12 protein-coding genes are annotated in these 12,671 nt (G+C 73.6%); 4 read left to right on the plus strand and 8 right to left on the minus strand.

Annotated features, from left to right (window positions below; genetic code table 11):
- Positions 1–19: 19 nt before the first annotated feature.
- Complete coding sequence (locus OG990_RS08975; protein WP_406079798.1) at positions 20–1,579, minus strand: NAD(P)/FAD-dependent oxidoreductase; 1,560 nt, start codon at positions 1,577–1,579, stop codon at positions 20–22.
- Positions 1,580–1,767: 188 nt separating this feature from the next.
- Here OG990_RS08975 and OG990_RS08980 point away from each other — a divergent pair, with 188 nt between their 5' ends.
- From OG990_RS08980 to OG990_RS08990, 3 genes are all read left to right on the plus strand, one after another.
- A complete protein-coding gene (locus tag OG990_RS08980) occupies positions 1,768–3,003 on the plus strand; it encodes a hypothetical protein (protein WP_386982310.1) in 1,236 nt (411 codons plus the stop codon).
- A 79-nt stretch (positions 3,004–3,082) separates the two neighbouring features.
- The gene (locus OG990_RS08985) at positions 3,083–3,640 is read left to right on the plus strand and encodes a GNAT family N-acetyltransferase (RefSeq protein ID WP_406079800.1); all 558 of its coding nucleotides are present in this window, start codon (positions 3,083–3,085) and stop codon (positions 3,638–3,640) included.
- Positions 3,641–3,697: 57 nt separating this feature from the next.
- Positions 3,698–4,111, plus strand: a complete 414-nt coding sequence (locus tag OG990_RS08990; protein ID WP_406079802.1) for a type II toxin-antitoxin system Phd/YefM family antitoxin — start codon at positions 3,698–3,700, stop codon at positions 4,109–4,111.
- A 52-nt stretch (positions 4,112–4,163) separates the two neighbouring features.
- Here the strand turns inward: OG990_RS08990 and OG990_RS08995 are convergent, their stop codons facing one another.
- The 7 genes from OG990_RS08995 to OG990_RS09025 all read right to left on the minus strand — a co-directional run bounded on the left by OG990_RS08995 (position 4,164) and on the right by OG990_RS09025 (position 10,798).
- A complete protein-coding gene (locus tag OG990_RS08995) occupies positions 4,164–5,231 on the minus strand; it encodes an ABC transporter ATP-binding protein (RefSeq protein ID WP_406079803.1) in 1,068 nt (355 codons plus the stop codon).
- Positions 5,228–6,043: an ABC transporter permease gene (locus OG990_RS09000; RefSeq protein WP_386982303.1), complete on the minus strand. Its 816-nt coding sequence runs from the start codon at positions 6,041–6,043 to the stop codon at positions 5,228–5,230. Before OG990_RS09000 ends, OG990_RS08995 begins: the two co-directional genes overlap by 4 nt.
- Positions 6,040–6,792 carry a molybdate ABC transporter substrate-binding protein gene (gene modA / locus OG990_RS09005; protein ID WP_406081702.1) on the minus strand — a complete coding sequence of 251 codons (753 nt, stop codon included), beginning with the start codon at positions 6,790–6,792 and terminating at the stop codon, positions 6,040–6,042. Before modA ends, OG990_RS09000 begins: the two co-directional genes overlap by 4 nt.
- A gap of 32 nt (positions 6,793–6,824) precedes the next feature.
- Positions 6,825–7,250 (minus strand): MerR family DNA-binding transcriptional regulator, encoded by a 426-nt coding sequence (locus OG990_RS09010; RefSeq protein WP_328416157.1) that lies wholly within the window; start codon positions 7,248–7,250, stop codon positions 6,825–6,827.
- A gap of 263 nt (positions 7,251–7,513) precedes the next feature.
- The gene (locus OG990_RS09015; protein WP_328416158.1) at positions 7,514–7,906 is read right to left on the minus strand and encodes an SCO5389 family protein; all 393 of its coding nucleotides are present in this window, start codon (positions 7,904–7,906) and stop codon (positions 7,514–7,516) included.
- A gap of 137 nt (positions 7,907–8,043) precedes the next feature.
- Positions 8,044–8,535 carry an SsrA-binding protein SmpB gene (gene smpB / locus OG990_RS09020; protein WP_328416160.1) on the minus strand — a complete coding sequence of 164 codons (492 nt, stop codon included), beginning with the start codon at positions 8,533–8,535 and terminating at the stop codon, positions 8,044–8,046.
- 25 nt (positions 8,536–8,560) lie between these two features.
- On the minus strand, positions 8,561–10,798 hold the full coding sequence (locus tag OG990_RS09025) for a hypothetical protein (RefSeq protein ID WP_406079804.1): 2,238 nt from the start codon (positions 10,796–10,798) through the stop codon (positions 8,561–8,563).
- 152 nt (positions 10,799–10,950) lie between these two features.
- Here OG990_RS09025 and OG990_RS09030 point away from each other — a divergent pair, with 152 nt between their 5' ends.
- Positions 10,951–12,618 carry an FAD-dependent oxidoreductase gene (locus OG990_RS09030; protein WP_406079806.1) on the plus strand — a complete coding sequence of 556 codons (1,668 nt, stop codon included), beginning with the start codon at positions 10,951–10,953 and terminating at the stop codon, positions 12,616–12,618.
- The last annotated feature ends 53 nt before the right edge of the window (positions 12,619–12,671 follow it).

Raw genomic sequence — 12,671 nt, forward strand, 5'->3', positions numbered from 1 at the left:
CCAGGCACCGCCACCGCTGTCAGCCCAGCGGCACCTGCCCCTGCCGCTCGCCGTCCCCGGTGGCGCCGATGCCCCCAGGAACCGTGACCGGGGCAGTGATGATCCGGCTCGGCAGCACCGGCGCGTCCCGGCCCGTGCCCCGCCGCCGGTCGCCGCCGGTGGACTGCTCGTGGTAGTCCTGCTCCACGTTCACCGACCAGACGTCATGCGCGCTGCCGGTGGCGATGTTCTCCGCGGTGAGCATGGCGGTCAGCATCGAGTGGTCCTGGTTGTTGTAGCGGTGCATGCCGTTGCGCCCCACCGGGTGAACGTTCGGCACCGCCTCGGCCAGCCAGGCCCGGATCACGTCCACGTTGTGCTGGTAGCGCTCGTCGTACACCGGGTACGCCTTCGGCATCCGCACCACGTAGCCGGCCTCCACCACGCCGGGCCGGGCCAACCCCAGCCGCTCCAGCTCCGCGGTGGCCAGCGCCACCAGGTCGGCGTCCGGGGTACGCCACATCTCGTCGTCCTCGAAGACGAAGTACTCCAGGCCCAGGCAGGTGCGGCCGTCCTTGACCAGGTACGGCGACCAGGAGCCGAAGTTCTGGATCCGGCCCACCCGCACGCCCTGGTCGTGCACGTAGATCCAGTTGTCCGGGAACGAGAACTCGGCCGGCACCACCAGCGCGACCGTCAGGAAGTCGCGGTAGCGCAGGTCGGCGGCGCAGGCCAGCACCTCCGGCGGCGGCTCCGGGCGCAGCGCCGCCACCAACTCCGAGATCGGCATCGACGAGACCACGTGGTCGGCCGGTGTGGTGCGTTGCCCGCCCGGGCCGTTGACCGTCACGCTGATCGCCCGCCGTCGCCGCGGGTCGCGGTGCACCGCGGTGACCCAGGTGCCGGTCGACACCTCCCCGCCACGGTCGCGCACCTGCTCGGCGCAGCGTTCCCACATCATCCCCGGTCCGTACTTCGGGTACTGGAACTGCTCGATCAGACTGGTCACGTCCGTGCGGTACCGCCGGGGCAGCACCGCGTTGCGGATCGCCTTGGCCAGCGACAAGTTCTTGATCCGCTGCGCGGCCCAGTCCGCCTGCAGCCGGTCCGCCGGCATCCCCCAGACCTTCTCGGTGTACGTCTTGAAGAAGATTGAGTACAGCCGCCAGCCGAACCGGGCCGACACCCAGCCCTCGAAGTGCGACTGGTCCCGCGGCGGGCGCAGCCGGGCACGGGCGTACGAGCCCAGGCAGCGGGCGGCCTCCGGCAGCCCGAGGTTGCGCAGCGCGTTCGCCGCGCTCAGCGGGTAGTTGAACAGCGCGCCCCGGTAGTAGATCCGGCTCATCCGGGGCCGGGTGAGGAAGTCCTCGTCCGGCAGGATCTCGTGCCAGAACGCCTCCACCCGGGGCACCTTGGTGAAGAACCGGTGCCCGCCGATGTCGAAGCGCCACCCGTCGCGCTCCACGGTCCGGCTGATCCCGCCGACCACCTCGTCCGCCTCGAACACCTGTACCGGCAGCCCGTGCCGGAGCAGCTCGTACGCAGCCGTGAGTCCAGCCGGCCCCGCACCGATGACCACCGTGCCGTGCTGCTCGCCCATGCCCCCGCGCTCCCTGCTCACCCGCTGTGGTTGAGGCGCGGCGCGTACCCGTTCTGCGCCGGACTTCACTCTCGCGGCGGCGCGGGTCACGGCGGTTTCCGCTCCGGCGGGGCGCGCGGCGGCGTACAACGGGAGGGGCGACACCCCCGCGGCGGGTGAGTCTGGGGCGGACCGGGGGAGCGGGGCGGATGCGCCGGTGGCGGAGCGGCCGGGGGCGCGCGACGGCGCTGGCCGCCGGCCTGGCCGGGGCGGCCCGGGCCGGGACGCGGCTGGCCCGCCGGGTGCCGTCGCCCTGGCCCTACCTGCTCGGCCTCTTCCTCGGCGCGAAGCTGCTGCTCACCCTGGTCGGATTGCTGGTCCTGCACGCCTGGGACGGCATCCCCGGCGCACCGCCGCCGGACGAGGCGTTGATGTGGGCGGAGCAGCGGGACGTTTCCGGGCACCGGTGGATCTCCTTCTGGTTCGCCTGGGACGCGCTGCTCTACCTGCGGCTGAGCCAGCTGCCGCTGACCGGGCCGTGGGCGGACTTCGGCTTCCCGTTGCTCTACCCGTTCCTGGCCCGGCCGGTCGGCGCGCTGCTCGGCGGCGACAACGCGCTGGCCCTGCTGCTGATCAGCAACGTCGCGTTCCTGCTGGCCCTCTGGTACGGCTACCGGCTGGCCGAGCTGCTGCTCGGCGATCCGGACGCGGCTCGCCGGTTCACCCGGTACCTGGTGCTGCTGCCAACCGCGTTCCTGTTCCAGGCCGCGCTGACCGAGTCGCTCTTCGTCTGCCTCGCGCTGGCCTCGTTCTACTACGCGGAGCGGCGCCGCTGGCTGCTGGTCGGCGTGCTCGGCTACTTCCTGGCGATGAGCCGGTCGGTCGGCCTGCTCGTCGCGCTGCCGCTGGCCCTGGTGCTGCTCCGCCAGCACGACTGGCGGCTCGGCCCGCGCGCCCTGCTCGGATACCTGCGGATCGGCTGGCCGCTGTTGCTGCTGCCCGCCGGCTGGTTCACCTTCATGGCGTTCTGTCGGTGGCGTGGTGGGGACTGGTTCGCCTACCAGCACGCCCAGCAGGAAGGGTGGGGGATCGAGGTGCAGAACCCGGTGCCGGTGCTGTTGGGTGGGTTGGCCGGGGAGACGCGCGACGCCGCCCGGGTCTGGTTCGCCGTGGCCGTGCTGGCCGTGCTGGTCGCGGGGTTCCGCCGCCGGGAGCTGGCCTACCTGGTCTACGGCGTACTCATGGTGCTGGTGCCGCTGTCGATGGGCCCGCCGGTCTACAAGAGCCTGCTGCGCTACCTGCTCGCCGCGTTCCCGGTGGCCCTGGTGCTGACCCGCTGGGCGCGCCGCGCCACCGTCGACGTGTGGCTGACCGCGGCCCTCGCCCTGGTGCAGGGCGCGCTGTTCGTACTCTGGCTCAGCTACTGGACACACATGATCATCTGAGCGGGCCTCCGGCCTGCCGGGCCCACCGGGCCTGTGGGAGCCTGCTACCCGACGTCGGCCCGTACCCCGTGGAGGTTCCATGTTCGCCCTGCCGCTGACCGAGGAGGTCGAGCTGCGCCCGCTCGACCCGTGGCGGGCCGAGGAGTTCCTCGCCCACCTGGACCGGGCCCGGGAACACATCCAGCCCTGGGTGTCGCCGTCGTTCGTCGCCACCGACCTGCCCTCGGCCCGGGCGGTGCTCCAGCGGTACGCCGACCGCTGGGCCACCGACTCCGGTGGCATCTGGGGGCTGTGGTGGCGCGGCACGCTGGTCGGCGGGGTGATGTTCGTGTCGTTCGACGTGGCGCTGGGCGTCTGCGAGGTGGGCTGTTGGGTGGAGCCGGCGGTGCAGGGGCGCGGCATGGTCGCACCGGCGATCCGCCGAATCGTCGACTGGGCCGTACGCGAGCGCGGCATCCAGCGGGTGGAGTGGCGCACCAACGCCGAGAACGCCCGCAGCATCGCGCTCGCCCGCCGGCTCGGCCTGCGCCACGACGGCACTCTCCGCCAGGTGTACCCGCGCCCGAACGGGCGGATCGACCTTGAGGTCTGGTCGGTGCTGGCCGACGAGTGGCTGGCCGGGCCGGCCGCCCGGTAGCCCACCGTCCACTGACGACGGCAGGGTTCTGTCGTACCCGGGCGGCACCATGCATCCATGGCCGTCCCCGCGCTCACCCCGCACCCCGACCCGCCGCGCTCCGTGCCGCTGCGCGAGGCGCGCACCCGGTTCAGTCAGCTTGTCGCGCTGGCCGAGCTGACCGACGCGGTCACCGTCGTCACCCGCGACGGCGATCCCCGTCCGATCGCCGCCATCGTCCCGGCCGCCGCTGCCCGCAGCGGTGCGCAGGCCCGCGCCGACGCCGACCGGCTCGCCACGGTCACCGCCGGCTGGGCCCGTCGGCTCGACGAGCAGCACCGGCGCAGCAGTCAGCGGCACGCAGCCGAGCTGGGTGCCGTCCGCGCGGCGCTGGCCGAGGCGTGGGCTGAGCTGGACCGGCGCGTCATCCCCGGCAGCGACCCGACGCTGGCCCGGCTGCGCGCCGCGCACAACGACCTGCTTGCCGGCTGAGCCGCTGTAGGCCGGCCGCCCGCACGCCGACCCTGCTCGCCGGGGGCCGGGGTCAGCCGTTGGCCGGGTAGGCGTGCGTCTCGGTCGCCTTGACCGCCACCCAGACGCGCTGCCCGGGGATCAGCCGCAGCTGGGCGGCGGCGGCCGGGGTGACGTCCGCGGCCACTCCGATCGGTCCGTCCAGCTGCACCCGCACGTTGTCGCCGTGCCGTTGGACGCCGGCGACGGTGCCCGCCCAGGTGTTGCGCGGGCTGCCCTCCGGCCGGGACGGGTGCAGGGCCACCGCCGCCGGGCGGAACGCGACGAACGCCTCGCCGTCCAGCCGATCGGCGACGGTGAGGGACAGGTCCGGCGCGACCCGTACCCCGTGCCCCTCGGCTCGGCCCCGGTAGAGGTTCAGCCCGACCAGCCGGGCCACGTAGTCCGTGCGGGGGCGGGCGGTCACGCTCGGGCCGTCGCCCTCCTGCACCACCCGCCCACCCTCCACGATGACGAGTCGGTCGGCCAGCGCCAACGCGTCCAGCGGGTCGTGGGTGACCAGCACCGTCGCCCCGGGGTGCGCGGACAGGTGGCGGTGCAGCTCCGCGCGGGTGTCCAACCGGGTGCGGGCGTCCAGCGCGGCGAGTGGCTCGTCCAGGAGCAGCAATGACGGTTCGACGGCCAGTGCCCGGGCCAGCGCCACCCGCTGCGCCTGCCCGCCGGAGAGCTGTCGGGGCCGGCGGTGCGCCTGGCCGGCCAGCCCCACCCGGCCGAGCCAGTCCCGGGCCGTGGCCCGCGCCGCCCGCCGGTCGACGCCGTGCCGGCGCGGGCCGAATGCCACGTTGTCCAGGGCACTCAGGTGCGGAAAGAGCAGGTAGTCCTGGAAGACCACGCCGATCGGCCGACGTTCGGTGGGCACCCAGCCCCGGCTTGCCGGCCGGTCCACGTCGACGCCGTCGAGGGTGACGTGCCCGGCGCTGAGCGGCTGCAGCCCGGCCAGCGCGCGCAGCGCGGTGGTCTTGCCGGCGCCGTTCGGCCCGAGCAACGCGACCACCTCGCCGGGTGCGACCCGCAACGGCACGTCAAGTCGGAAGGCGTCCCGGTCGACGACGAGCCGGGCGTCGAGCAGCGGTGCGGTCATGGGCCGGTGATCCAGCGGTCCCGTAGCGCGGCCAGGATGCCCACCGAGACGATGAGCAGCACCAGGCTGAGCACCATCGCGGATTCCAGGTCGGTCTCCAGGGCCAGGTAGACGGCGAGCGGCATGGTCTGCGTCCGGCCCGGATAGTTGCCGGCGAAGGTGATGGTGGCGCCGAACTCGCCGAGCGCCCGGGCCCAGCAGAGCACCGCGCCGGCGGCCAGCCCCGGTGCCACCAGGGGCAGCGTGACGTGGGTGAAGGTGGTCCACCGGCCGGCGCCCAGCGTCGCGGCGGCCTCCTCGTACCGGTTGTCGGTGGCCCGCAGCGCACCCTCCACGGCGATCACCAGGAACGGCATGGCGACGAACGCCTCGGCCAGCACCACGCCCGCGGTGGTGAAGGGCAGGGTGATGCCGAATGTGGCGTCGAGCCAGCCGCCGAGCAGCCCTCGACGGCCGAAGACCAGCAGCAGCGCCACCCCGCCGACCACCGGTGGCAGCACCAGCGGCACGGTGACCAGGGCGCGGACCAGCCGGCGGCCGGGGAACTCGACCCGGGCCAGCAGCCAGGCCAGCGGCACGCCGAGCAGCAGGCAGAGCACGGTGGCGAGGGTGGCGGTCTGCACCGACAGTCGCAGCGCGGTCAGCGCTCCCGGCTCGGTGAGCCGCTGCGGCAGCGTCGTCCACGGCGCCCGGACGACCAGCCCGGCCAGCGGCAGGACGAGGAAGAGCAGCCCCAACCCGGCGGGGATCAGCAGCGCCGCCGGCACCCGACCCCGCCGACGGGGCGCGGCGGCGTCGAGGACCCGGCTCACGGAGCCTGGAACCCGGCCTCGGCGAGAACCGCCTGCGCTGGTGCCGAGCGGACGTACGCGACGAAGGCCCGCGCGCCGGCCGGGTTCGGTGCCTCCTTCAGCGCCACGATCGGGTAGTCGTTGACCGCCCGCGCCGACTCGGGAAACTCCACGCCGGTCACGTCGGCGGCCGCCGCCCGCGCGTCGCTGCGGTAGACCAGGGCCGCGTCGACCTCGCCGAGCTTCACCTTGGCCAGCGCGCCCTTGACGTCCTGCTCCAGGGTGACCGGCGTCAGCGCGACGCCGGCCGCGTCCAGCGCGGTCCGGGCCGCCGCGCCGCAGGGCACCTGTTCGGCGCAGAGTGCCACCTTCACCCCTGGCCGGATCAGGTCGGCGAGCCCGGTCACCCCCTTCGGGTTGCCCCGGGGCACCGCGATCACCAGTTGATTGCGGGCGAAGGTGCTCGGTGTGCCGTCGGCGTTGCCGGCCTTGGTCACCGTGGTCATGTTCGTCGGCGCGGCCGAGGCGAACACGTCCGCTGGCGCACCCTGGTTGATCTGGTTGGCCAGGGCCGAGCTGCCCGCGAAGTTGAAGGTGACCGAGCTGCCCGGGTTGGCTGTCTCGAAGTCACTGCCGATGCGGGTGAACGACTCGGTCAGCGAGGCGGCGGCGAACACCGTCACCGTGCCGGTGACCCGGCCGTCCGCGGCGCCACCCGGGGCCTCGTCCCCGGCGCAGCCGGAAACCGCCAGCCCGGCCACCGCCACCATGGCCACCAGCGCGGCGCGCACTCCCTGCCTGCTCATCCGCCGGTCCTTCCCCTGGTTGGGGCGGCGGGTGCGGCCCGTTCCACCACCACCGTGGTCGACTTGATCACTGCGACGGCCACCGACCCGACCCGCAGGTCGAGCTCGTCGACCGCTTCCCGGCTCATCAGCGACACGATCCGGAACGGGCCGGCCTGGATGTCGACCTGGGCCATCACGGTGTCCTTGCGGACGTCGACGACGATGCCGCGCAGCCGGTTGCGGGCCGAGGACAGCTCCGCGCCCGCGTCCGGGTCGGCCGCCTGGGCGCGGGCGAAACCGGCCAGGTCGACGCCGTCGATGACCCGGTGGCCGTGCGCGTCCCGCCCGGCGGGCAGTCGCCCGGCGTCCACCCAGCGGCGGATCGTGTCGGCGCTGACGCCGAGCAGGTCGGCCGCCTCGCCGATCCGAAACATCGTCACGGCCACACCCTAGCGCCCGCATCTGCGAGTACGAAAGGGCCTGGAAGGCAGCTTTCACGTACCCCGAGGCCTCTTTCAGGCCGCAGGTGCGGCCGTCGGTGACCGCCCCGGAAGTCGTTCTTCCTGGTGTCCGGATCAGCCCAGTTGCAGGGAGGGTGCTGCCTGCGGCCGCCTCGTCGCGGCACTTTCCCTGTCGTTGCGGATCTCGGGCACGGCCCCACCCGCGCACGGTCGCGGGTGGGGCCGGCTCATCCCGGGGAGGTTCAGCAGTTGCGCAGCTCGGGCGACTGGTTGAGCAGTTGACCGCGCGGTGAGACGAAGCGGCGGTAGGCCGGCCCGTCCACCGTGTCGGGGCGGAAGGCCGCCACGCGGTGGCAGTTCTGGAAGGCGAGGCGAACCCCGAAGTGCCGCTCCAGGCCGGCCCGGATCGCGTCGCTCGCCAACGCCCGGAGCAGTTGCCCCCGGTCGGCGTCGGTCGGGGGCGGGATGGCGTTGTCGGCGCGGTCGGACCCGCTGGACTCCAGTTCGGCGACCACCCGGCTGACGGTGGCCCAGGCGTACGGCAGTGAGTCGCGGACGCAGGCGATGAAGGCGTCGTCATCGACAGGGCCACGTTCGGCGGCGTCGAGCAGGGCGGGCGGGACGGTCAGCGACATGGTTCTCCTCCAAGTCGATAACGAAAGCCGTTGTCGTTAACGGCACGAACTGAGCACACCACGTCCTGCGGACGACGTCAATGATGTCCGCGCGCGGCGTACCGCCGTTTTGCGGTCTCCGGGCGGTCAGGCGGCGGTCAGGCCCGGCGGGGGTGGCCCTTAAGGTGCCGGCCCAGTTCGCGGGCGATCTCCCGGTTGGCGTCCCGCTCGGCCAGCGTCTGCCGCTTGTCGTAGGTGCGCTTGCCCTTGGCCAGGGCCAGCTCGACCTTGGCCCAGCCGTTGTCGAAGTACATCGACAGCGGGACCAGGGTCACCCCGCCCTCGCGGACCTTCTCCAGGATCCGGTCGATCTCGGACCGGCGCAGCAGCAGCTTGCGGTTGCGCCGGGGGGCGTGGTTGGTCCACGTGCCGTAGGCGTACTCGGCGATGTGCAGGCCGTACAGCATGAGCTCGCCGTCGCGCTCGTGGGCGAACGCGTCCACCAGTGACGCCCGCCCCTCGCGCAGCGACTTCACCTCGGTGCCGACCAGCACGATGCCCGCCTCGTACGTCCGGAGCACGGTGTAGTCGTGTCGGGCCTTCTTGTTCGAGGCGATCAGCCGGCGTTCGGGCTGCTGGGACGGAGTCACCCGGCGACGATATCCGGCCGGCGGCTCAGGGGCTCAGCCGCCGGTCCGCGCGCAGCCGCTCAATCAGGTCCCGCTCCGCAGCCACGAACGACTCCTCCGACTCGCACGGCCAGTGGCCCAGGATCGGCGGTGGCACGCTGTCGTACGGCGGCGGCACCACGCCGTGTGGGTCGGCCCGCCGGGTGTCCACCGCCGCCATCGGCCCGGTCAGCGTCTCGTGGTCTCCGGGTCGGTGCCGGGCGAAGATCCAGCCACCGAGCGGGTCGGTGTCCCGCCACAGGTTCCTCCATCGCCAGCCGACGCGCTCGCCGATCTCCCGCAGCACCTGGTCGTTGACGTACGCGGGGAACAGCCGCGCGTACACCCGTTGCAGCGGCGACCCGTAGGTCAGCAGGGCGACCCGGTCGGTGACCCGGGGTGGCAGTTGCAGCACCGTGGCGGCGAGCAGCACCGACCCGTGGCTGTGCCCGGCCAGCAACACCCTCTCGCCCTGCTCGACCAGGTAGGTGATCCGCCGGGTCAGCTCCGGCACGGCCCGCTCGGCGTAGCAGGGCGGAGCGAAGGGGTGCGCGGCCCGGGGCCAGAAGGTGCCGAGATCCCACAGCACGCCCACGTACCGGCGGAACTGCGCCGTCCGGTACGCGAAGATGCCGCCGATCACCAACCCGAGCACGATCGCGGCGATCGCGTAGCTGCCCATCCCGATCAGGAAGTTGACCAGGTCGGCGGGCACCCCGACGTAGCGCTGGATCACGTCGCCGGGATAGAGCTGGAACAGGCCGAGCACGCTGGTGGCCAGGCCGAGCGCGGCCAGCCCCGCGTAGACCATGGAGAGCGGTTCCAGTCGTTCGGTGAACCGGGCCCGGGCCACCGTCCGCTCGACCTGACGCAGCCGCTCCGCCGCCTCCGGCGGCGCGTGCGGGAAGTCGGCGGCCACGATCGCTGTCGCGGCCCGCCACCGCTCGCGCCGGGTCAGCACCGTGACTACGCCGCCGACCAGCAGCGCGGTCAGCACCGCGATGAAAAACCCGAAGATCGCCCACTTGTACGCCAGTGGCGGGCTGGTGGCCAGCCCGTCAGCGGTATCCCCGTCGCGGTCCAGCACGTCCGACACCCGGTAGACCAGCTCGGCGGAGAACGCCACGGCGAGGCCCGCGGCCACCGTGACGAAGACCGGCGCGCCCAGCGCGCGCAGCGGTGAGCTGCCCGGCCGCCCGCCCCGTCGCCACATCACCAGCGCGGCGAGTACGACCAGCAGCGCGGTCTGGCTGGCGAACAGCCAGGCCACGGTGGCGCCGTACCCGGGCAGCTCGTGGCTCTGCGGCCATGGCTTTGGACTTCTGATGGTGTGCACGATCACCAGGATGGTCAGCCCGCAGGCGATCGTGCGCAGCCCGCGGGTGAGCCCGTCGATCCGGGCGGCCGGGCCGGGCCGGTCGATGCTCTGCACCACGGTGAGCAGGACCAGGCAGGCGAGCAGCACCGCCCCGGTGGCGACCAGCAGCAGCACCGTCTCCCACGAGGCACCCTGGCTGGCCCGGGCGGCCAGCAGGCTGCCGTCCAGGGTGGCGAACGCGGCGGCGACGTGCACCGAGCGCAGCCGGCTCACCAGCGGTGCGCCGTCCCACTGGCCGACCGCACTCAACCGGTGCTCGGAGGCCGCGGGCTCCCGGGTCCGAAACGCGTCGAACGAGTGGCCGGGGCGCGCGCCCAGCCACCAGACGAGCCCGACGGCGCCGACCGGCACCAGCGCCAGCACACCCAGGCGTATCCCGGGCGAGCGCCCGCCGAGCCAGGACAGCCAGCTCCGCCCGGTCATGCAGGACGGGGTGCCCATGCAGCGCCAGGCGACCAGGTCCAGCGCCACCCCGACGATGGACAGCACGTAGAGCATGGTGAGGGTGAGCGCGAGCACCCGACACAGCGCGACGATGCCGTGCTTCGAGGCGCGGCCCGCCGGGCGCATCCAGAGCGCCACGTTGCAGAGCATGAACGGCAGCAGGAACACCAGCGACAGCGTCCGCACGGCCGTGCCGGACGGCAGGTCGCTCCACCGGTACGCCTCCAGCGTCACCCCGTCGGTACCGGTGGCGCCCGGATAGCCGGGACGCGTGCGGTAGAACCCGCCGCTGCGGTCCCCGGCGACCTGATGGACGTGCGGCCGGTCCAGCACCTGGTCCGCCCCCGCGCCGGAGACGCCGTGCACCCGCAGCTCCACGATGCGGCCCGACGTCGTCGGTCCGGTCGGCGACGCGTCCGCCATGGGCCCCCCGAGGTGTGCGCGGCAGCTGGGCGGGTGGGTGGTGTGCGGCCACCCGCGCGGCGACCCGGCTTACCCGTCCCGGCCCCGACCAAGCGTGCATCGGTGCCCGGACCGACCCCGGCCGGTGCGGCGTACTCCGGTCAGGTGGTTTCATGGGCGCCATGGCGAACCCGGTGATCCTGACCGTCGACGACGACCCGGTGGTCTCCCGGGCGGTGGCCCGGGACATCCGCCGCCACTACGGCGACCGCTACCGGGTGCTGCGGGCCGCCTCCGGCCCGGAGGCGCTGGACGCGTTGCGGGAGGTCAAACTGCGCGGCGAGCAGGTGGCGCTGCTGCTGGCCGACCACCGGATGCCGGAGATGACCGGCGTCGAGTTCCTGGAGGCCGCGATGGACATCTTCCCGGCCGCCCGCCGGGTGCTGCTCACCGCGTACGCGGACACCGACGCCGCCATCGAGGCGATCAACGTGGTCGACCTGGACCATTACCTGCTCAAGCCCTGGCACCCGCCGGAGGAGAAGCTGTACCCGGTGGTGGACGGCCTGCTGGAGGCGTGGGCGGTCACCCCGGACGCGGCGACCACCGAGATCCGGGTGGTCGGTCACCGCTGGTCGGCGCCGTCGTTCAAGGTCCGCGACTTCCTGGCCCGCAATCTGGTGCCGTACCGCTGGCTGCTGGCCGACGATCCGGAGGGCGCCCGACTGCTCGACGCGGCGGGGGCCACCGAGGCGGACGTGCCGCTGGTGGTGACCGCCGAGGGTAAGGCGCTGGTCGCGCCGAGCGAGGCCGAGTTGGCCGGGCTGGCCGGGCTGACCGTGGTGCCGGCGTCCGACTTCTACGACCTCGTGGTGATCGGCGGCGGCCCGGCCGGTCTGGGCTCGGCCGTGTACGGCGCGTCGGAGGGCCTGCGCACCGTGCTGGTCGAGCGGCGGGCGACCGGCGGGCAGGCTGGCCAGAGCAGCCGGATCGAGAACTACCTGGGCTTCCCGGACGGCGTTTCCGGCGCGCAGCTGACCGACCGGGCCCGGCGACAGGCGGTGAAGTTCGGCGCCGAGCTGCTCAGTGCCCGGGAGGTGGTCGGCCTGACCGAGGCCGGCTCCGCCCGGCTGCTGCGCTTCGGCGACGGCACCGAGATCGCCGCGCACACCGTGGTGCTGGCCACCGGGGTCTCCTACCGGGTGCTCGACGCCCCCGGGCTGGCCGACTTCACCGGCCGGGGGGTCTTCTACGGCTCCACCGCCACCGAGGCGCCGAACTGCGTCGAGCAGGACGTCTACATCGTCGGCGGGGCCAACTCGGCCGGCCAGGCCGCAGTGCACTTCTCCCGGTACGCGGCCAGGGTGCACCTGCTGATCCGGGGCGCTGACCTGACCACCTCGATGTCGCGGTACCTGATCGACCAGTTGGAGCGGATCGACCGGATCACGGTGCACCCGCACACGGCCGTGGTCGGCGGCGCCGGGCAGGACCACCTGCAACGGCTCACCCTCTGCGACACCCGCACCGGGGAGGCCCGCTCGGTCGACACGTCCTGGCTGTTCATCTTCATCGGCGCCGAGCCCCGGACCGACTGGCTGGACGGGGTGCTGGTCCGCGACGGGCGTGGCTTCATCGTCACCGGTCCCGACCTGGTGACCGGTGGTCGGCGGCCGGCCGGCTGGTCGCTGTCGCGCGACCCGTACCACCTGGAGACCAGCCTGCCGGGGGTGTTCGCCGCCGGGGACGTGCGGGCCGAGTCGGTCAAGCGGGTCGCCTCGGCCGTCGGCGAGGGCGCCATGGCCGTGTCGCTCGTGCACCGCTACCTGGAGGCCCAGTGAGCGCGAGGAGTGAGCCGGGCCTGCGAGCCCCGCAGTCGCGAACCAAGGAGGCC

This window comes from Micromonospora sp. NBC_00858 (assembly GCF_045207365.1).
In the GTDB taxonomy this organism is placed as follows: Bacteria; Actinomycetota; Actinomycetes; order Mycobacteriales; family Micromonosporaceae; genus Micromonospora.

What these genes read in the sequence shown, in the direction of transcription:
- OG990_RS08975 (WP_406079798.1), bottom strand. Translation starts at nt 1,579, where the DNA reads ATGGGCGAGCAGCACGGCACGGTGGTCATCGGTGCGGGGCCGGCTGGA.
- OG990_RS08980 (WP_386982310.1), top strand. Translation starts at nt 1,768, where the DNA reads ATGCGCCGGTGGCGGAGCGGCCGGGGGCGCGCGACGGCGCTGGCCGCC.
- OG990_RS08985 (WP_406079800.1), top strand. Translation starts at nt 3,083, where the DNA reads ATGTTCGCCCTGCCGCTGACCGAGGAGGTCGAGCTGCGCCCGCTCGAC.
- OG990_RS08990 (WP_406079802.1), top strand. Translation starts at nt 3,698, where the DNA reads ATGGCCGTCCCCGCGCTCACCCCGCACCCCGACCCGCCGCGCTCCGTG.
- OG990_RS08995 (WP_406079803.1), bottom strand. Translation starts at nt 5,231, where the DNA reads ATGACCGCACCGCTGCTCGACGCCCGGCTCGTCGTCGACCGGGACGCC.
- modA (WP_406081702.1), bottom strand. Translation starts at nt 6,792, where the DNA reads ATGGTGGCGGTGGCCGGGCTGGCGGTTTCCGGCTGCGCCGGGGACGAG.
- OG990_RS09015 (WP_328416158.1), bottom strand. Translation starts at nt 7,906, where the DNA reads ATGTCGCTGACCGTCCCGCCCGCCCTGCTCGACGCCGCCGAACGTGGC.
- OG990_RS09025 (WP_406079804.1), bottom strand. Translation starts at nt 10,798, where the DNA reads ATGGCGGACGCGTCGCCGACCGGACCGACGACGTCGGGCCGCATCGTG.
- OG990_RS09030 (WP_406079806.1), top strand. Translation starts at nt 10,951, where the DNA reads ATGGGCGCCATGGCGAACCCGGTGATCCTGACCGTCGACGACGACCCG.